Annotated in this window: 15 protein-coding genes; 10 read left to right on the top strand and 5 right to left on the bottom strand. The window is 62.5% G+C overall.

Annotated elements, in window-relative coordinates:
* The first annotated feature begins 89 nt into the window (after positions 1-89).
* Genes ABWV89_RS17660 through ABWV89_RS17645 form a run of 4 tightly spaced genes read left to right on the top strand, consistent with a single transcriptional unit; the run spans position 90 to position 3,860 of the window.
* Positions 90-755 carry a TetR/AcrR family transcriptional regulator gene (locus ABWV89_RS17660; protein WP_353399943.1) on the top strand — a complete coding sequence of 222 codons (666 nt, stop codon included), beginning with the start codon at positions 90-92 and terminating at the stop codon, positions 753-755.
* A 14-nt stretch (positions 756-769) separates the two neighbouring features.
* Entirely contained in the window at positions 770-1,783 is a 1,014-nt protein-coding gene (locus ABWV89_RS17655; RefSeq protein WP_353399940.1) for an HlyD family secretion protein, read from the top strand.
* Positions 1,780-2,724, top strand: coding sequence for an ABC transporter ATP-binding protein (locus tag ABWV89_RS17650; protein WP_353399938.1), 945 nt, complete (start codon positions 1,780-1,782; stop codon positions 2,722-2,724). Before ABWV89_RS17655 ends, ABWV89_RS17650 begins: the two co-directional genes overlap by 4 nt.
* The gene (locus tag ABWV89_RS17645) at positions 2,721-3,860 is read left to right on the top strand and encodes an ABC transporter permease (RefSeq protein ID WP_353399935.1); all 1,140 of its coding nucleotides are present in this window, start codon (positions 2,721-2,723) and stop codon (positions 3,858-3,860) included. The genes ABWV89_RS17650 and ABWV89_RS17645 overlap by 4 nt, the downstream gene beginning before the upstream one ends.
* 26 nt (positions 3,861-3,886) lie before the next feature.
* Here ABWV89_RS17645 and mutL read toward each other — a convergent pair whose 3' ends face one another.
* From mutL to tsaE, 3 genes are all read right to left on the bottom strand, one after another.
* Positions 3,887-5,845, bottom strand: coding sequence for a DNA mismatch repair endonuclease MutL (gene mutL / locus ABWV89_RS17640; RefSeq protein ID WP_353400126.1), 1,959 nt, complete (start codon positions 5,843-5,845; stop codon positions 3,887-3,889).
* Positions 5,846-6,598: 753 nt separating this feature from the next.
* Positions 6,599-8,068, bottom strand: a complete 1,470-nt coding sequence (locus ABWV89_RS17635; RefSeq protein ID WP_353399932.1) for an N-acetylmuramoyl-L-alanine amidase — start codon at positions 8,066-8,068, stop codon at positions 6,599-6,601.
* Positions 8,065-8,676, bottom strand: coding sequence for a tRNA (adenosine(37)-N6)-threonylcarbamoyltransferase complex ATPase subunit type 1 TsaE (tsaE, locus tag ABWV89_RS17630; RefSeq protein ID WP_502903257.1), 612 nt, complete (start codon positions 8,674-8,676; stop codon positions 8,065-8,067). Before tsaE ends, ABWV89_RS17635 begins: the two co-directional genes overlap by 4 nt.
* Here tsaE and queG point away from each other — a divergent pair.
* Genes queG through ABWV89_RS17610 form a run of 4 tightly spaced genes read left to right on the top strand, consistent with a single transcriptional unit; the run spans position 8,659 to position 12,411 of the window.
* Positions 8,659-9,768, top strand: a complete 1,110-nt coding sequence (queG, locus tag ABWV89_RS17625; RefSeq protein ID WP_353399929.1) for a tRNA epoxyqueuosine(34) reductase QueG — start codon at positions 8,659-8,661, stop codon at positions 9,766-9,768. The genes tsaE and queG overlap by 18 nt on opposite strands.
* Before the next feature lie 44 nt (positions 9,769-9,812).
* Entirely contained in the window at positions 9,813-10,628 is an 816-nt protein-coding gene (locus ABWV89_RS17620; RefSeq protein WP_353399927.1) for an ABC transporter permease, read from the top strand.
* A 41-nt stretch (positions 10,629-10,669) separates the two neighbouring features.
* On the top strand, positions 10,670-11,689 hold the full coding sequence (locus ABWV89_RS17615; RefSeq protein WP_353399924.1) for an MlaD family protein: 1,020 nt from the start codon (positions 10,670-10,672) through the stop codon (positions 11,687-11,689).
* Complete coding sequence (locus ABWV89_RS17610; protein WP_353399921.1) at positions 11,686-12,411, top strand: hypothetical protein; 726 nt, start codon at positions 11,686-11,688, stop codon at positions 12,409-12,411. The genes ABWV89_RS17615 and ABWV89_RS17610 overlap by 4 nt, the downstream gene beginning before the upstream one ends.
* 22 nt (positions 12,412-12,433) lie before the next feature.
* Here ABWV89_RS17610 and ABWV89_RS17605 read toward each other — a convergent pair whose 3' ends face one another.
* On the bottom strand, positions 12,434-13,339 hold the full coding sequence (locus ABWV89_RS17605) for an NAD(P)-dependent oxidoreductase (protein ID WP_353399919.1): 906 nt from the start codon (positions 13,337-13,339) through the stop codon (positions 12,434-12,436).
* A 170-nt stretch (positions 13,340-13,509) separates the two neighbouring features.
* On the opposite strand from ABWV89_RS17605, the gene ABWV89_RS17600 reads away from it, so the two are divergent.
* On the top strand, positions 13,510-14,400 hold the full coding sequence (locus ABWV89_RS17600) for an alpha/beta hydrolase (protein ID WP_353399917.1): 891 nt from the start codon (positions 13,510-13,512) through the stop codon (positions 14,398-14,400).
* A 69-nt stretch (positions 14,401-14,469) separates the two neighbouring features.
* Complete coding sequence (locus ABWV89_RS17595) at positions 14,470-16,845, top strand: UvrD-helicase domain-containing protein (protein WP_353399915.1); 2,376 nt, start codon at positions 14,470-14,472, stop codon at positions 16,843-16,845.
* Between the two features lie 65 nt (positions 16,846-16,910).
* Here the strand turns inward: ABWV89_RS17595 and ABWV89_RS17590 are convergent, their stop codons facing one another.
* Positions 16,911-18,794, bottom strand: coding sequence for a M48 family metalloprotease (locus ABWV89_RS17590; RefSeq protein WP_353399912.1), 1,884 nt, complete (start codon positions 18,792-18,794; stop codon positions 16,911-16,913).
* Between the last annotated feature and the right edge of the window lie 17 nt (positions 18,795-18,811).

Genomic DNA, 18,811 nt, shown 5'->3' with positions numbered 1-18,811 from the left:
AGTGGTCGGGGTGCATCTAGCTGCTAGCCTTGAGGCGCATAGCGGGAGGGCTTGTCATTATTGGTCGAGTGACCAATAATTGACGCATCATGGCTCGACCCTCTCGCCAGCTTGACCAGGCCCTGCTCGACGCAGGCCGCCTGCTGTATGCGGCCAAAGGCGCTGCGGGGCTGTCTGTCAGGGCTGTTGCCGAGGCCGCCGGCGTGACGCCCAGCCTGTTCCACTACCACTTCGGTTCGAAGCAGCAGTTCATCTCTGCCTTGTTGCAGCAGTTGTATGAAGACATGTACGCGCCGCTGTCACTGGCCGCCGGGCAACGAGGGGTTCCCGCTCTGAGCCGGCTGCGCGCCATGCTGATGGTGGCCGGTGGCTTTGTTCAATCCCAATCGGCGCTGGCCAGCCGCATCTGGGCAGATGCCGGCCAGGGCGATCCGGCAACGCTGGCGTTTCTGCGCCGAAATGTGCCCAGGCACCTGCGCTTGATCCTGGGTGCGCTGGCTGAGGCCGACGAAGAAGGCAGCCTGCCCCCGCAACCCTTGCAAGCCCGCATGAGCTTTTTGGCCGGCGCCGTGCTCGCGCCCATTTTTCTGGCCGAACGCGTTCCCGCGCTGGCGGCCGAGATGCCTGTGCTGAGCGCTGGCTGGGACAAGGCGGTGCAGTCGGATTCTGCACTGGCCTGGCGGATAGATTGCGCGCTGGCGGGGCTGCAATCGCGAGCTCACGATGCTCTCCGTAGCGAAGACCAACCCCGATGAGAAAGAAATTCGTCATGAAAAGACTGAGAGATAGACTCCAGGGCTGCTGGCAAAGCCTCAGCGTGGCGATTCTGGTTGCTGCAGGACTGGCAGCCTGTGAGCAGCAATCCACGGTTCCGCAATGGTCCGGCTATGCGGAGGGCGAGTTCCTCTATTTGTCTTCGGCACTGGGAGGCCCCGTCACCCGGTTGGCTGTTCAGGAGGGGCAGCAGGTGTTGACAGGCGATGCTCTGTTCTCTCTCGATGACCAGTCGGAGCGTGCGGCCCTGGCTCAGTCGCAGGCGCAGTTGGCGGCAGCCAAGGCGCAATGGCAAAACACAGAGAAAGGGCGGCGGCCAGCCGAGCTGGCCGTGACCCGTGCTCAGTTGGCGCAGGCGCGTGCGCAGACCGTTCAAGCGCAGAGTGCGCTTGAACGGCAGCAGGCTCTGGTGAAACAGGGCTTTGCATCGGCGGCCACGCTCGACGCGGCAAAGGCAGCCGCGCAGCAGGCTGCTGCCAGGGTGGTGGAACTGCAAGCTGCCGTCACGGTGGCAGGCTTGCCTGCACGTGTGGACGAGCAAAGCGCCGCCTCAGCCCAGCTGGACGCTGCTGCACAAGCCGTTGAACAGGCGCAATGGCGTCTGTCACAGAAATCGGTGAGTTCGCCCGTGAAGGGCCGAGTCGCCAGTGTCATCTACCGCGCAGGCGAATTTGCCGGCGCTGGTCAGCCCGTCGTCTCCGTGTTGCCCGAAGGGGCTGTCAAAGCCTTGTTCTTTGTGCCTGAAGCACAACTTGCCGATGTGCCGGTGGGTGCACGGGTGATCGTGTCCTGCGATGGCTGTGGTGAACCGGTGGTGGCCAGGGTCAGCCACGTAGCCGATGCGCCCGAGTTCACGCCGCCGGTCATTTATTCCAACGCGCAACGCAGCAAGCTCGTGTACCGGGTCGAAGCCAGGGGTGAGTCGAATGCAGAGAAGCTGCACTGGCGACCGGGCCAGCCCATTGACGTCACGCCAGCCGACTGGACGCCTGTGCAGGACAAGTCATGACTCCTCTGGCGATCGACGTCACTGGTCTGACCAAGCGTTACGACGACAAGACGGTGGTCAACCAGGTGGACCTGCAAGTGGGGCAAGGGCGTATTTGTGGCTTCCTGGGGCCCAATGGCAGTGGCAAGACCACAACCATCCGAATGTTGTGTGGGCTGCTGCGACCAGACGAAGGCCAGGGCCAATGCCTGGGGCTGGATTTGCGCAGTGACGCTGCAGCGATCAAACGGCAGGTGGGCTACATGACGCAGCGATTTGGCTTGTACGAAGATCTGTCGATCCGGCAGAACCTGGATTTTGTGGCGCGACTCTTTGAGCTGCCCCAACGCCAGCAACGCGTCGACCAGGCTTTGGCGCAACTGGGCCTGGAGGGGCGGCAATCACAACTGGCCGGCAATCTGTCGGGCGGCTGGAAGCAGCGTCTGGCCTTGGCCGCCTGCCTGATTCACGAACCTCGATTGCTGCTGCTGGACGAGCCCACTGCGGGTGTGGACCCCAAGGCTCGGCGAGACTTCTGGGACGAGATTCACCGTCTGGCCGACGATGGCATCACGGTGCTGGTGTCCACGCACTACATGGACGAGGCTGCCCGTTGTCACGATCTGGTCTATATCGCCTATGGCGAAATCCTGGCGCGCGGCACCGAGAGCGAGATCATTCAAGGCGCTGGCCTGACGGTGTATGCGGTAGATGGCGTGCAGGGCAGCGGCTGGACGGAGCGCTTGCGTGAACTGCCCGGCGTGGACAGTGTGGCCGCCTTTGGCAACACCTTGCATGTGGCGGGGCGGGATGAACAAGCCTTGTCTGAGGCAATGGCGAGCCTGCGTGCCGAACCTGGCCTCAGGCTTTCGTTGGCAGAAGCCAGCCTGGAGGATGTGTTCATCAGTCTGCTCGGTGGCGCCCGGGACAACTTCAGTGCTGCGACGGAGACAGGCGTATGAGCATGAGCCGCTTCTCCATTGGGCGAACCTGGGCCATCTTTCTCAAGGAAGTGCAGCAGATGCTGCGCGATCGGCTGACGTTTGCCATGGCAGTGGGTATTCCGATCCTGCAGCTGGTGCTGTTTGGCTATGCCATCAACACCGACCCCAAAGGTCTGCCGACGGCGGTGCTGTCTGCGGACAGTGGACCCCAAGCGCGCTCTTTCGTGGCTGCCTTGCAGAACACAGGCTATTTCAAGCTGGTGTGGCAGGGCACGGATGAAGCCGCTGCAGAAGAGGCGCTGGCCGAAGGGCAGGTGCAATTTCTGGTGCAGATTCCCCCCGATTTTTCCAGGGATCTGGTTCGCGGGAATCGTCCCACCTTGCTCGTGGCGGTGGACGCGACTGACCCTTCCGCATCCGGCAATGCCCTTGCCGCCCTATCAACGCTGGGGCAGCTAGCCTTGCGCCATGATCTTGTCGGACCGCTGGCACGAAACGGTGCGGCCGCTGCACCGTTCGATGTCAGGATTCACCGGCGCTACAACCCTGAGGGACTTTCGCGCTACAACATCGTGCCCGGCCTGATTGGAACCATTCTCACCATGACCATGGTCATGCTCACCTCGCTGGCCATGACCCGTGAGCGCGAGCGCGGGACCATGGAAAACCTGCTCGCCACACCGGTGCGTCCGCTCGAAGTCATGGTGGGCAAGATCCTGCCCTACGTGGCCATGGGCTATATCCAGCTGGGTGTGATCATGGCGGCGGCGCGCCTGTTGTTCCAGGTGCCCATGGAGGGCAACCCACTGCTGCTGCTGGGCATGATTGGCGTGTTTATCATCGCCAACCTGGCGGTGGGGTTCACGTTCTCCACGATTGCCCGCAATCAGCTGCAGGCCATGCAGATGACCTTCTTCTTCTTTCTGCCGTCCATGCTGCTCTCAGGCTTCATGTTTCCGTTCCGGGGCATGCCGCAGTGGGCACAGCATTTGGGTGAAGCGCTGCCGCTCACTCATTTCCTGCGCATTGTTCGCGGCATCATGCTCAAAGGGTTGGAGGCGCCTCAACTATGGGTCGAGCTCTGGCCCATGTTGCTGTTCATGACCGTGGCCGGCGTGGTCGCACTCAAGCGCTATCGGCAGACGCTGGACTGAGGAAGGGCGTCTCTTTGCGCTGCCGCTTATCGGCCGCGCAGGAACAACGCATCCAGATCCTTCATGCCCATTTGCCGCCAGGTAGGACGGCCGTGGTTGCACTGGTCGGAGCGCTCGGTCACTTCCATCTGTCGAAGGAGTGCGTTCATCTCTTCCAGCGTGAGGCGGCGATTGGCGCGCACGGCACCGTGGCAGGCCATCGTGGCCAACAACTCATTGCGTGCGCGCTGAACCACGGTGGACGCGTCATGTTGTGCCAGTTCTGCCAGGACGCTGCGCGCCAGTTCGGCAGGGTCTGCAGAAGACAGCGTGGTGGGCACGGCGCGAATGGCCAGCGTCTTGGGGGAAAGTGGCTCGACCGTCAGGCCTAAAGCGTGCAATGCTTCATGGCATTCTTCTGCCGTGGCCACTTCTTCGGGCGTGGCTGAGAAGGTGGCTGGAATCAGCAATGGCTGACTGGCCACGTTGGCATCGTCAAGCTGCTGCTTGAGGCGCTCGTAGACGATGCGCTCATGCGCAGCGTGCATGTCGACCACCACCAGACCATGTGCGTTCTCAGCCAGGATGTAGACGCCATGGAGCTGCGCAACGGCACGACCCAAGGGCCATTCACCCTCTGGCAAGGTCTGGTCAGAAGCGAACTCAGGTGGTGAGCTGAGTTGACCTGAGGGGACTGGTGCTTCATCGCGGTTGCCGCGCCAGAGCGCGCCGACATCCCGAACGGCATGTCCGCCCTGGGGTTCATCCGGACGCCGAGCTTGCCAGGGCAGCGGCTCCTGTCTGGGCTGTGGTTGCAGGCCCATTCCGGGTGAAACACGAGCGGCTGAAGCATGCGTGTCGTCCGCCGTACCAGAGAGCGAGGCGGGAGATGTGTAGGGCGTCAGCTCGGCTTGATGCAGATCTGCTCCACCGGCTTGCGCCGACCTCGGAGCAGCCAGCGCTGCTTCAACGCTGTGGCGCACGGCCTGATGTACCTCGCGACCGTCACGGAAGCGCACCTCAATCTTGGTCGGATGGACGTTCACGTCGACCCGCATGGGGTCCATCTCGACAAACAGGGCATACACCGGCTGGCGGTGTCCGTGCAGCACGTCTTCATATGCGCTGCGGGCGGCATGGGTGATGACCTTGTCCCGAACATAGCGCCCGTTCACGTAGGCGAACTGCCAGTCGGCACGGGAGCGCGCGGCGTCGGGCACACCGGCAAAGCCCCAGATCTTTACCCTTGCAGGCGCCAGGTCATCCGAGCCACTGATGTCGGAGAGCTCGAGGGCTGGCCATTGCACGGGAACGCTGTTGGCAATGAAGTCTTCGCCCAGCACATCGGAAAGGCGCTGGCGCAAGGCTTCGATTCCCGAGCCGGTGGCAGCGCGCCACTGGGCCATGAGCTTGCCTTCGTGCCATACCGCAAAGCCCACGTGGGGGCGGGCGAGGGCGTGGCGCCGGACCGCTTCCAGGCAGTGTGCGTATTCGGTGGCATCGGTCTTGAGGAACTTGCGGCGTGCGGGCGTGGCAAAAAACAGCTCGCGCACTTCGATGGTGGTGCCGGTCGAGCGGGCCGCTGGCTCCAGCTCACCCGTGCGCCCATCGAGCAACCAGGCATGGCTGACATCCGTGTCGTCGGCCGCGCGGGTCAGCACCGAGACTTCTGCAATCGAACAAATGGCCGCCAGTGCCTCCCCCCGAAAACCCATGGTGCCCACCGATTCAAGGTCATTGAGGCTGGCGATCTTGCTGGTGGCGTGACGCTTGAGCGCGGTGGGCAACTCAGCGCGCAGAATGCCGCAACCATTGTCTTCGACACTGATCAGGCGAACCCCTCCGGCCAGCAAACGCACGGTGATCTGGGTAGCACCAGCATCAAGTGCATTGTCCAGCAGTTCCCTCACCACAGAAGCCGGCCGCTCCACCACCTCGCCGGCCGCGATCTGGCTGATCAGCTCATCCGGAAGTTCCTGGATGGGGCGGCGGTGTTGAGGGGCGATTGGGTTTGTTGTTGCGCTTTGCGCGGGGAGGGAGGTGGGGGGGGATTGTGTGGTCACAGGAGCATTCTAGGCGTGCTGGCGCCTGGTTAGCCTCCCTATGGACAATCCGGCTTTCCTGCGGCGCTACATCTCTGTTCTCGTTCTTCTTTTTCTCCCCCCCCCTATCCCCCCCGCCCCTTTCCACCCCCGCCGGGGCGGAAAGGGGAGCCTTTAAACATTCGGCTTCTGGTTTCTGGACGGGTGACTACTGGCGGGAGGTTGCCACTGCTTCAGGCTCACCACGATTTCTCCACCGCTGTCGTAGAGAACTAGCCTGCCCTTGGTGCGCCCACGGCAGTCAACTGGCATTGCCGCTGCGCGGCTCGCCTGCTGCCTGCGAGCGAGACATTTCGGGCCAACGCGACCTGCCACGCATGAGGTATGCGCCCACCTGACAAGCCGCAAAGCGGCAACGTCAGATGGGCGCCGTGGGCGTGAAAGCCAACGTCGAGGTTCCTACGACAGCCTCAGCGAAATGCATGTACCCCAAACCACGGTGGCGACGCATCGAGCCGTAGAAGCCGAGTCGGAGACCAAAAGCCAAATGAGAGCTCCCCCTTTCCGCCCGGCGGGGTGGAAAGGGGGCTGGGGGGGATAGGGGGGAAGGGCGAGGTCGTCGCAAGACAGCGCCGCAGGCAAAACCGAAGAATGGAAGCTCTTATGCAAAGGAGGCAAAACTACGAATTCGTTGCCCCCGCTGCAAAAAGCGTTCAGCTACGCCACCCGTTTCCTCGCCAACGGCGGATTCGCCGAAAAATACCGAACAATCCCCTTGTGAATCGCATCAGCCAGCTGATTCTGATACGCCTCACTGCGCAGTCTCGCCTCTTCGTCAGGGTTGCTGATGAACGCCGTTTCCACCAGCACGCTGGGAATGTCCGGCGCTTTGAGCACGGCAAACCCTGCTTGCTCCACGCGTGGCTTGTGCAGCTTTCCGACCTGGCCCACTTCGCCCAAAACGGCGCTGCCGAGTTTGAGGCTGTCCTTGATCTGGGCTGTCGTACTCATGTCCAGCAAAGCGCGCTGAACGGTTGCGTCGTTGGATCGAACGTTCAGTCCACCCACTTTGTCGGCTGCGTTCTCCTTTTCCGCCATCCAGCGTGCCGTTGCGCTGCTGGCGCCCTTGGTGCTCAACGCGAACACGCTGGCGCCTTGAGGGTCGGGCTTGAAGAAAGCGTCTGCGTGCAGGCTGATGAACAGGTCTGCCTTGACGCGCTGTGCTTTCTTCACGCGCGCGTAGAGCGGGACGAAGAAGTCGGCATCGCGCGTGAGAAAGGCGCGTACCGGGTTGCCCTTGATCCTGGTGTCGTTCAGGCGCGCTTCCAGGCGTTTGGCAATCTGCAACACCACGTCTTTCTCCTGCGTGCCGCCGGGCCCAATGGCGCCCGGATCTTCGCCACCGTGGCCAGGGTCGAGGGCCACAATGATCAGGCGGTCGACGGCGACCTGGTCAGGGCGTGTCTTGGACGCCGATCCCGAGCGGCGGCGCTCACCGTTGCCCGGTTCTTCTCCTTGGGCAACTCTTGATGGCGGCTTCCCGCCTGGGCCAGAAGTGGATTCCTCGCGCTCTGCCAGCAAGGCCGCGATCGGGTCGTCTTGAACTGCGTCGGCGCGCCCGGCATGCCGAACCTGCCCACGCCCGCGCACGGCATCCACGTCCAGACCGAGGAGACGGGCCGCCCGCTCGCTGGAGGCGTCAATCTCTTCGAGCCGCTGTGCGATGAGCTCTTCGAGCGGGTCTGGCACTTTGGCCGGATACAGGTCCATGACCAGGCGGTGCTGGTAGGCCGCCACTGGCTTGAGGTGGAAGACTTGCGGGTTGGCTGCCTGCTTGAGCTGGATGTTGAGCCGGGCCACGCCCTTGCCTCGCGCCGAGACGTTGATGCTGCGGATGTTGGGGTCATCGCTGCGCAACTTGCCACTCATGTCACCCAGGCCGTCGACCAGGTCCAGACCCTGGATGTCCACGGCGAGATGGCGCGCGTCGTTGACCATGGTCTGCAGGACTTCGAGCTTGCCATCGGATTCGATGGTCACCCGGGTGTACTCGTCAGCAGGCCAGATTCGAACCGCAACCACGCTGGCACCCCATGCGATTTCGCGGGCGCCCAGCAAGAGGACCAGGGTGCCGGCCTTGAGGGCCTGTCGCCGGTTCGGGGCGGGATGTTGTGTATTGGCGGTCATGCGTTCTGAAGGGCCATCACCAGTCGTCGGCCAGCGAGTGTCCTGGCTTTGGCGGTGACATGCCTGGACGATTCTCCCTCCGGGTCGACGTCGGCATCCAGGCGCGTGTCGTCCGGTTCTATATAGACATCGAGATCAATCCCATTGATCAGCGAGCTTGCCTTTTCGGGCCATTCCACAAGCTTGAGTCCGGCGCTGGAGAAAAGTTCGCGAAAGCCTGCGTCTTCCCACTCGCGTGGGTCATCAAAACGGTAGAAGTCGAAATGCCAGATAGCCAGCACTTCTCCTGCTGGCATCAGGGGGCAATCCATGGCTTCGTGGGGTTCGACGATGGCGTAGGTGGGACTCTTGATGCGCCCGCGTACTCCGAGTGCGCGCAGGAGGTGACGCGTGAAGGTGGTCTTTCCGGCGCCAAGGTCGCCATGCAGCGCGATGGTGGCATGGGCGACGGCCGGGCAGGCGGCCAGGCGCGCAGCAAAGCTACTGGTGCCGGATTCGTCGTCCCAGTGCTCCGTCCATTCGGCCAGGCTGGCCTCGCTGCCTCCGTGCTCTGGTTCAAAGCCGGATTCGCTTCCTACAATGGTGGGCTCATGAAAGCCGGATTTGATGCTGCTCAACTGGTCTCTCAGATTCAGGTCTGGGGGCGTCAACTGTCATTTTCCCAAATCGGAGTGGCAGATGTCGACCTTTCTTCGGCTGAACCCGGCCTTCAGGCATGGTTGTCCGCCGGATTTCACGGCAGCATGACCTATATGGAACGCCATGGCATGAAGCGGGCAAGGCCGGCCGAGCTGGTGCCGGGGACGGTGAGCGTGATCACTGCTCGCATGGATTACCTCCCGCCATCCACTCCGGACGGCTGGGCGGGTCAGGAACTGGCGCGGCTTGAGCAGCCTGGCGAAGCCGTGGTGTCGGTCTACGCTCGAGGTCGGGACTATCACAAAGTTCTCAGGCAGCGTCTTCAGAAGCTCGCAGACCAGGTGGCGGAGGCGGTAGGGCCCCTGGGCGCTCGCGTGTTCACGGACTCCGCACCCGTGCTGGAGGCCGAACTCGCCAGTCGCAGTGGCCTGGGTTGGCGCGGCAAGCACACGCTCTTGCTCAACCGTGAAGGGGGCTCCTTCTTTTTCCTGGGTGAGATTTACGTCGATCTGGCGCTACCGGCGACGTCACCCGCATCTGACCATTGCGGGCAATGCCAGGCATGCCTGACGGCATGCCCCACGGGTGCGATCGTGGCGCCGTATCGACTGGATGCACGTCGTTGCATTTCTTACCTGACGATTGAGCATGAGGGAAGCATACCGCTGGAGATGCGTCCGCTGCTCGGCAATCGCATTTACGGATGTGATGACTGCCAGCTGGTCTGTCCATGGAACAAGTTTGCCGCCCGTTCGGATCTGCCGGATTTCGAACCGCGCGAGGGCCTGGCAGCCAGCCGGCTATTGCAACTGTTTGGCTGGACGGAAGCCCAGTTCCTGCAGCGCACCGAGGGCAGTCCGATCAGGCGGATTGGTCATGCGAGGTGGCAGAGGAACCTGGCTGTGGCCATGGGCAATGCACTGGCAAGCTCCGGCGAGATGCAAGAGAGCGAGGCGACGGCCATGCGACTTGCGCTGGAAGAGGCGGTCAGCGCGGCCCAGGCGCGCGGCGACGAGACCTTGCTCGAGCACATCACCTGGGCGCTCGGCCGTACAAAGTAGCGGCGTGCCTGCGCAAAGCCCGGTTCGCTGGGTATCATGCCGTTATGAGCCCCCTGCGACCCATTGCCGACCTGCACGCCGCCATCGCCCGGTGGGGGCATCAGGCCGTTGATGCCTGGGTGGCGTGGTGGACTGTCATCCTGACCGGCGCCAAGATCATTGTGCTGGCACTCACGCCGTCGAGCTACTCGAAGGGCGCCCACCGGTACGCGGTGCTGCGGAGCATCTACGAATCCACGGCGCCGCTGATGGTGTGGCTTCTGGTGCTCTCCAGCCTGCTCAGCCAGGTGCTGATCCGTATCGTGGTGACCACGGCGCAAAGCTATGGCCTGTCCGAATTCGCGCTGGCAGTGCTCGTCCGCACCCTGGTGCTGGAGCTGATTCCACTGTATGCCGCCCTTTTTGTGGCCGTCCGCTATGCCATGCCGGCAGCACAGAATGTGCGCCGCATCCTGCGCCATGAGCACCAGAGCGGCGTCCGCCGACATCCACAGGATCACTTGCGGGCAGAGATGCTGCCGCGGGCGATCGGCGCCATGTTCTCGGTGCTTCTTACGGCGGCGCTCAGTTGCCTGCTGGCTCTGGTGCTGACCTACCTGAACGTCTACGGCTTCATTCCGTGGGGGCTGCCGGGCTATACGGAGAGGGTCGGTGCCATTTTTACGCCAGCCGTCTCCCTGATCTTCATCCTCAAGACGGCGTTTTTTGCCATGGCGGTAGCATTTGTTCCCATGGCGGCGAGTGCGCAGCGAGACGCCAATGGCGGCTTTGCAAGGCGTAACGAAATATCGGAGTTTGCCCGCCTGCTGTCTGTGATACTGATGATTGAAGTGGTGTCCCTGATCGGCAACTACTATTGACCAATGCTGCGCCGACAGCCCCATCGAAACGGCTCGATTGAATGACTTCCCCACACCAAGACGATCAGCGCACGGCAGCTCCCTCCGAGCCGCCGGTGGAAAACCTCGAGTTCAAGGCAGCCTTGCTGGTCATGCTGCTGGTAGGGCTCGTCATCGCCTCGGCTGCCTACGTGATGTACGCCCGAGGGGTTTTTGAGCAGACGCAGCGTCTGGTGTTGGTGGCCGATGATTCCGAAGGCGTCTCGGTAGGCATGAACATGACCTTCGCCGGGTTCAGCATCGGGCGGGTGGCCAAGATCGACCTGGCGGAAGACGGAAAGGTGCACATTCAGATCGACGTGCCCAGGAAGGAAGCACACTGGCTGCGGACGTCCAGCATCTTCACGATGGAAAAAGGCCTGGTCGGTGGCACCAGAATCAAGGCTTTCAGTGGTGTCCTGGATGACCCGCCTTTGCCGGATGGAGCGGTGCGAGAGGTGCTCGCTGGCGACATCAGTGCCGAAATCCCCAAGATCGTCGGCTCTGCCCGCGATCTGCTGGCCAACCTCGAGTCCCTCACCGGCTCGAACTCCGCTTTGGCACAGGCCATGACGAACATCGAAACCGTGACCCAGCGCCTGGCGGGCGAGAACGGTGCGGTGGGCATGCTCATGGGCAACGAGGATGATGCCAACAAGGTGGTGGAAGCCATCGAGCGGGCCAATGCAGTGCTCACCAGCGCCAATAAACTCTCGGTGCGACTTGACAGCATCGTGGCCAATGCCGATCGTCAGGTATTCGGGCAGGGTGCGGCGCCGGGTGAGGGCGCTCTTGTCCCCGACCTGCGCGAGACGGTCAAGCAAATCAACACCATTCTGGGTCAGGCGCGTGAAAGCCTGGAAAAAGTCGATGCGGTGCTGGCCGATGCAGAGGTCATTGCGGGCAACACCAAAGACGCGTCTGCAGACCTGACCGCGTTGCGGGCCGATGTGGAAAACAGCTTGCGCAAGGTCAATTCACTGGTCAACGACATCAATGAAAAATGGCCGTTCTCCAAAGAGGCGGAGGTGAAGCTGCCGTGAGCACCAGATACGTTCCCATGAGGCTCCCCAGCCGTTTCCTGACCAGGATCGCGGCAGTGGCGGCGATGACCGTGCTTGGCGCCTGCGCCAGTGAGCCGGTGCCCGACTGGAAACAGTCCGCCAGCAGCAGCACCGAGCTGGGCGCCCGCGCCTGGATGGAAGGCAAAGACGCGATCGATCTGGCGGAGTTCAACCGTGCACGACGTGAGGTACGGGCCACCGGCCGTCCGGAGGAGCTGGCCAAGGTGGAGCTGTTCCGGTGTGCCACGCGAACAGCGACACTTGATGACAGTCTTTGTGAGGCGTTCGAGCCTCTCGCACCAGATGTCAGCGAAGCCTTGCGTGCGTATGACCGATACATCGCTGGTCAGGCCGGTCCCGGTGATGCCGAGCTGTTGCCTGGACCGCATCGGCCTGTGGCCCAAGCGGGGGCCGGGTCAGACTTTGTCGCCTTGCTCAACAAGATAGAAGATCCGCTGTCCCGGCTGGTCGCCGCCGGCGTGCTCTACCGCAGGCAACTTGCTGGCCCGGGCGTTGCCGCAGTGGGCGTGGAGACTGCTTCCGCCCAAGGATGGCGAAGGCCGCTGCTGGCATGGCTGATGGTCACCAGGACCCTGGCGGAGGCGGCTGGACAAACCGACGCAGCCCAGGCGGCCCAGCGCCGCATGGATCTGGTGGCGCCGCCCGTGCCACCTGAGCCTCAGCCAGGGTCGTCAGACTGAAGGCCGTGGCCGGGAGGAGCGTTCAGCACATGTTGTTGCGGCTGGCCAGCTCCACAAAGAGGGCCGAGTGGTCGAGATCACCCAGACCATGGGCTTCTGCCTGCGCATACAGCGATTCAAACAGCTCGGTGATCGGCGCATCGAAGCCGATTTCGCTGGCGGTTCCCAGGGCGTTGCGCATGTCCTTGAGTTGAACCGCAATGGCAGCGCGCTTGGTGAAATCCCGTTCAACCATGCGCTCGCCATGAACCTGCAGCACCCGGCTGTCGGCAAAGCCGCCGGCGATGGCCTCGCGTACCTTGCCCATGTCGGCGCCGCCTTTTTCGCACAGCAGCAGAGCCTCCGATACCGCACCAATGGTGATACCCACAATCATCTGATTGGCCAGTTTGGCCAGTTGCCCCGCGCCATGTGGCCCGACATGAGTGGCCCGGCCAAACACGACAAACATATCTTTCGCCGCTTCAAAGTCGAGTGGTTTGCCGCCAGCCATGATGGCCAGCGTCCCTTGCTCAGCGCCGACGGTGCCTCCGGAGACGGGCGCATCCAGATGCCGAAGCCCCAGCGCCGCAAGCCGGGCAGAGTGGTTTCGTGCTTCACGCGGAGCAATGGAAGACATGTCCACGACGAGCGCGCCGGGTTTCATGGCCTTGGCGGCGCCCTGGTCAAACAGGACGTCCTCTACGGCCTGGCCATCCTGCAAGAGGGTGACCACGATGTCCGCACCGGTGACCGCTTCGGCGGCAGTGCCGGCAACTTGAGCGCCAAATGGGGCCAAGCGTTCCGCCTTGGTCCTGCTCCGGTTCCATGCGGTGACCTGGAAACCGGCTTCGCACAGACGCTGGCCCATGGGGTAGCCCATCATGCCGATGCCCAGGATGGCGACGGAAGGGCGGTGCGTCTGCTCGGCAGTGTTGGCGGCGTTCATGATCGTCTCTCTGGAATGTCGAGCAGGTGGTGCTCAGGGTGTGAATTCATTCTAGGAGTCCTGTTCAGACTGCGGCTGGCAAAAGGCTTGCAACCTTGGGTTCTCAGGGGTATCCACACAGCGACGCGGAGATGCTTGTTGCCGCCACCGGCCATGCCAAAATAGGCGGCATGAAGCACACAAGAGACAAGGCCTCCCAGGCGGCATGGCTGACCGCGCAGTACAACAACAGGGCCTTGGTCCCAGAGCATGGAAAGCACCTGGCTCGCTGGGCAAGCCAGTCGTCGAAAGCCAGAGCGGGTTCCGGGGTGCTGGCGGATCTGGCCTATGGCCATGCCCAGGGTGAAAGTCTTGACGTTTTCAAACCAGCGCCCGGCTCCGTTCAGGGGCTGGCACCTGTCATGGTGTTCATCCATGGCGGCTATTGGCGCAGTCTTGACAAATCGGACCACTCTTTTGTCGCGCCAGCCTTCACCCGCCAAGGAGTGTGTGTGGTGGTGGTGAATTACGCCCTGTGTCCGGATGTCAGGGTCTCGGATATCTGCATGCAGATGACTCAGGCGTTGGCATGGGTCAACCGCCATATTGCCGTTCACGGTGGCGACCCATCCCGAGTGACGGTGGTGGGCCATTCTGCAGGTGCACACCTGGCCGCCATGATGCTCGCTTGCGACTGGTCGTCGGTCGCTTCCGGCTTGCCAGAGGTGGTGGTGCGCAATGCACTGGGCATTTCGGGGGTCTACGATCTTGAACCGCTGCGGCACGCTCCTTTCATCCAGAACGATTTGCAGCTCACTGCTGCAGAGGCCAGGCGCGTCAGTCCTGCCGGCATGGGCTCTCCTGCTCACTTGCCTCAGGACGCTGTGCTGATGACCGTGGCCGGCGCAGACGAGAGCGAAGAGTTTCGCCGGCAAAACGGCTTGATGCAGGCGGCATGGGGCGAAGAGCGCGTGCCGGTCAACGAGCTGATCAAGGGTCGCAACCATTTCAGCGTGCTCGAAGAACTGGTGCGGGGCAAGAGCCGATTGCACCGGCTGGCATGTGATCTGCTGGGTGTCTGACCGGCTCCCGGATCCTGCACTGGCCATTGTTCTGACTGACTGCCTCTCACGACCCTGCACCGCACGCACATGTTTTCTGAAGATGCTTCCCCTTTGCTTTCCGGCCTGAACCCGGAACAGGCCGCAGCGGTGACACTGCCGGCCGAGCACGCTCTTATTCTGGCGGGCGCAGGGTCGGGCAAAACGCGGGTACTGACCACACGCATCGCCTGGCTGATGCAGAGTGGGCAGGTCTCGCCGGGAGGTGTCATGGCGGTCACCTTCACCAACAAGGCGGCCAAGGAAATGATGGCCCGCCTCGGCGCCATGCTGCCTGTGAACGTAAGAGGCATGTGGATCGGTACGTTTCACGGACTGTGCAACCGTTTCCTGCGTGCACATCACAAATCTGCGAATCTGCCGCAATCGTTCCAGATTCTGGATACGCAAGACCAGCTCTCAGCCATCAAACGCCTGTGCAAACAGCATGGAGTGGATGACGAACGCTTCCCTGCGAAACAGTTGCAGTGGTTCATTTCCGGCGCCAAGGAAGAAGGTCTGCGCCCGCGCGACATCTCGGTGCGCGACGAGGAAACGCGCCGCAAGGTGGAGATCTATGACCTCTACCAGCAGCAGTGCGAGCGTGAAGGGGTGGTGGACTTCGGGGAGTTGATGTTGCGCAGCTATGAGGTCATGCGCGACAACGACCCGATTCGCGAACACTATCGACGCCGTTTCAGGCATATCCTCATCGACGAGTTTCAGGACACCAACCGTCTGCAGTACGCGTGGCTCAAGATGTTTTCTTCCCCTGCGCTCGAGGGCATGCCTGCCAGTGGCAACGCGGTGTTCGCCGTGGGTGATGATGACCAGAGCATCTACGCCTTCCGTGGCGCACGCGTGGGCAACATGGCGGACTTTGTCCGCGAGTTTCAGGTCCAGCACCAGATCAAGCTGGAGCAGAACTACCGCAGCTGCAGCAACATTCTGGATTCGGCCAATCAGCTGATCAGTCACAACAGTGGCCGCCTGGGCAAGAACCTGCGGACGGAAGCTGGTGCCGGCGAGCCTGTGCGCGTCTTTGAATCGGTCAGCGATCTGGCTGAAGCGCAATGGGTGGTTGACGAAATGCGCCAGCTGCAGGCTGATGGCCTCAAGCTCAGCGAAATGGCGGTGCTCTATCGCAGCAACGCGCAGAGCCGGGTGATGGAGACAGCGCTGTTCAACGCGGCAATGCCCTACCGGGTGTATGGCGGCTTGCGCTTCTTTGAGCGCGCCGAAATCAAGCACGCACTGGCCTATCTGCGCTTGCTCGAGAACGCGCACGACGACACCAGTTTTCTTCGGGTCTGCAACTTTCCCGCCCGGGGCATTGGCGCGCGCAGCGTGGAACAGCTGCAAGATGCGGCGCGCAGCATCGGGTGCTCCCTGCACGATGCGGTGAGTTCAGTCAGTGGTCGAGCAGGGGTGGCGCTCGGTGGCTTCGTGACCAGGCTGGATGTCATGCGGGAGCGCACCGATGGCATGACCTTGCGCGAAATCATCGAGTTGGTGCTGGACCACAGCGGACTGCTGGAGCACTATCGTGCCGAGCGCGACGGCCAGGATCGCGTTGAAAACCTGGAAGAACTGGTCAACGCGGCCGAGAGCTTTGTGTCGCTGGAGGGCTTCGGCAAGGACGCGGTGGCTCTCCCTGTGGATGAGTTGGGCAATGCACTGACGCAAAGCCCGGTGAGTCAGGGCCTCGACCCGACGCTGGCCCAGGTCGACGAAGCACTGGAGCCACTGGATGAGGAGGCTACTGGCGAGACCCTCAGCCCATTGGTGGCATTTCTGACGCACGCTGCACTGGAGGCGGGTGACAACCAGGCTCAGGCGGGGCAGGAGGCCGTGCAGCTCATGACTGTGCATGCGGCCAAAGGCCTGGAGTTTGATGCTGTTTTCATCACCGGACTGGAAGAGGGATTGTTTCCGCACGAGAACTCCATGAGCGACCGTGACGGTCTGGAGGAGGAGCGGCGCCTGATGTATGTGGCCATCACGCGCGCACGTCAGCGTCTGTATCTCAGTCACTCGCAAACCCGCATGCTGCACGGGCAAACACGCTACAACGTGCGCAGCCGGTTCTTTGACGAGCTGCCGCCCGAGTGCCTGAAATGGTTGTCTCCGCAGCAACAGGCGGCCGGGTTTGGGGGCGGAATGGGCTTGGGCGGTGGTGCTGGCTCACGCCTCAAGCCGGCATGGTCGGATGGCTGGCTGGACAAGCCCGTGTCTGCTCCCGTCGAACCAGCCGACCGGGGTGTGGCTTTGCGCGCCGGGCAGGCCGTGTTTCACAACAAATTTGGCGAAGGACAGGTCAAGGCCATTGAAGGCACGGGCGATGACGCACGAGCCCAGATCCACTTTCCGCGGCATGGAACCAAGTGGCTGGCCTTGTCGGTGGCCAAGCTCACACCGATCGACTGAATTGCTCTTGGGCATGCGAGTCATCCCGATGCCACGCAAGGTTCATCGACCTGAGCTATCGGGTATCAATGAGCACTGCTGCCGGCTTCCGGCTTATGCCTGGGGGGATAAACAGGGTCAGCCAGGGGCAACTGTCGGCCCTCCAGGCTCTCATCGTTGAGGTCGTCGTCTTCGATGGCCCAGACCGGACCTGGCAGGTCGATGCGGTCTGCCACTTCGTCCAGAGGCACCATGACGGCACCCGGGCCTCGGCGGAACTCCACCACGATCACGTACTGGCGGCGTCCGGGCAATGCCTTGACCGGGCGCCTCATGACCCAGATGGTGCGCACCTGGGGCATCAGACGAGCCGAGTCGCATACATCCTGCTCTTCGTCTGGCGACAGATCGTGTGGTGCCAGGTGGTCGAGCAGGGCTTCGCCACTGACCTCCGAATCGGCGTCATCTTCCAGTGCTTCCATGCGGTGCAAGGTTTCTTTCCACTCGCGTCGCATGTCACCCAGATTGCCTTCGTAGGGCTGGCGCTCAATCAGCTCCAGTGCAGCGCGGGCGGCTGCATAGCCCATGTGGGGCTGTTGGCGCGCCACGATGGCCAGGTCTCCCAAGGCAGCCAGATCGTTGCGTTCGGCCGCGTCGATGGCCAGTTTCCAGCGTGCCTCGGCATTGTCGGGGTCGCGCTCGATGGCGGCCTGATACAGCGCAATGGCTTTGCTGGGTGTTTTGGTGCGAGCGACGAGTCGCGCCAGCCGGACAAGGTCCGCCGCGCCCAGGTTGGGTATCTCGGGCTTGAGTTCTGCAATTTTCGCGAGGTCACGCTGGCCGGTGCGGTATGCCTCCTTCCACACGCCATGGTGGGCCTGCCACCACTGGGTATCAAAGACCTCGGCAATGCGATCCAGCGCCGGTCCCAGAAGCTTGGTGCACCCAGTCTTGGACAGGCCGGGAAACCGGTGCTCTCCGCCCAGGGCCTTGACGCGCTCGCGGGTCGTCGGATGGGTGTCGTCGTGCCGGGCGACTTCGACACGAACGCTGTCCATGGCCTTCTCGATGTCCGACTTCAATGGAGGAGGCAAGTCACCACCGAGCGCCCATGCCCAAGGCTTTTTCGGGGGCAGCTCATGCTTGGGGGCCATCGCCCAGAAACGTTCCCAGAAGCGGCGATTCATCTGGGCACTGCGCAGCCGCATCTCCATCAGCGCACCTATCTGGGTGTCCATGCCAACCAGTTCGCCTGCCAGTCGGTCGGCGGTGTACTCCTCCTGGCGGGCAAGCGCAAAGCTTCGTGCCAGAAAGCGTGGGGCATACCAGTTGAGAAACCCCCGCGTGGCAGCGCTGTACAGGTCTCGGTCTTTGCCGTCGTCGTCCACAAAGTGTTCGGCCAGCTTGCTCCAGGTCCGGCGGGTGCGATAGAGGAAAGTGGCCAGCGAACCGTCGCCGCCTCGCAGGTGGGCGTACTCGTGGGACAGCACAGCTGTCAGGCGGTTGCGGTCAAGAGCCATCATCAATGGGAGGCCCACGCACAACGTGTTCCGGGTCGGGCCCACCAGTCCCCAGCGGGGCGCCTGACTGATGCTGGCGTTGTACTGATCATCCACCAGCACACGATGAATGCTCGGGCCTTTGAGCCTGCGGCGAATCTTCTCGAGCAGCTTGAAGAGCTCCGGTGCTTCGTCAGCCGTGACTTCAATGCCATGGTGTTCAGGCAAAGCCTGCAAAACGGAGGAGATGGCCACCCAGGCAATGAAGACACCACCAATCAGTGCATTGGTCGCGGCGAAATAGCTTCTGCCTTCGCTGAACAGCCACAGGGCCAGGGCGACCAGGGCCAGACCGAACACGATGCTCAGAATGGCATAGCCATAGCCCAGCCATGCGAACCAGAGCGTTTTTCGCCGGTAGCTCGCAGGATGGCTTTGTGCCTCGATTTCGCTGAGCCGCAACTGGCTCATGTACTCCTGATGATCCA

This window comes from Hydrogenophaga sp. 5NK40-0174 (genome assembly GCF_040372165.1).
Classification (GTDB): Bacteria; Pseudomonadota; Gammaproteobacteria; order Burkholderiales; family Burkholderiaceae_C; genus Hydrogenophaga.
The sequence above is the reverse complement of the archived record's forward strand: the minus strand, read 5'-3'. Positions and strand labels throughout refer to the sequence as shown.

What these genes read in the sequence shown, in the direction of transcription:
- ABWV89_RS17650 (WP_353399938.1), top strand. Translation starts at nt 1,780, where the DNA reads ATGACTCCTCTGGCGATCGACGTCACTGGTCTGACCAAGCGTTACGAC.
- ABWV89_RS17635 (WP_353399932.1), bottom strand. Translation starts at nt 8,068, where the DNA reads ATGACCGCCAATACACAACATCCCGCCCCGAACCGGCGACAGGCCCTC.
- ABWV89_RS17600 (WP_353399917.1), top strand. Translation starts at nt 13,510, where the DNA reads ATGAAGCACACAAGAGACAAGGCCTCCCAGGCGGCATGGCTGACCGCG.
- queG (WP_353399929.1), top strand. Translation starts at nt 8,659, where the DNA reads ATGAAAGCCGGATTTGATGCTGCTCAACTGGTCTCTCAGATTCAGGTC.
- ABWV89_RS17655 (WP_353399940.1), top strand. Translation starts at nt 770, where the DNA reads ATGAAAAGACTGAGAGATAGACTCCAGGGCTGCTGGCAAAGCCTCAGC.
- ABWV89_RS17595 (WP_353399915.1), top strand. Translation starts at nt 14,470, where the DNA reads ATGTTTTCTGAAGATGCTTCCCCTTTGCTTTCCGGCCTGAACCCGGAA.
- ABWV89_RS17590 (WP_353399912.1), bottom strand. Translation starts at nt 18,794, where the DNA reads ATGAGCCAGTTGCGGCTCAGCGAAATCGAGGCACAAAGCCATCCTGCG.
- ABWV89_RS17620 (WP_353399927.1), top strand. Translation starts at nt 9,813, where the DNA reads ATGAGCCCCCTGCGACCCATTGCCGACCTGCACGCCGCCATCGCCCGG.
- ABWV89_RS17605 (WP_353399919.1), bottom strand. Translation starts at nt 13,339, where the DNA reads ATGAACGCCGCCAACACTGCCGAGCAGACGCACCGCCCTTCCGTCGCC.
- ABWV89_RS17645 (WP_353399935.1), top strand. Translation starts at nt 2,721, where the DNA reads ATGAGCATGAGCCGCTTCTCCATTGGGCGAACCTGGGCCATCTTTCTC.
- ABWV89_RS17615 (WP_353399924.1), top strand. Translation starts at nt 10,670, where the DNA reads ATGACTTCCCCACACCAAGACGATCAGCGCACGGCAGCTCCCTCCGAG.
- ABWV89_RS17660 (WP_353399943.1), top strand. Translation starts at nt 90, where the DNA reads ATGGCTCGACCCTCTCGCCAGCTTGACCAGGCCCTGCTCGACGCAGGC.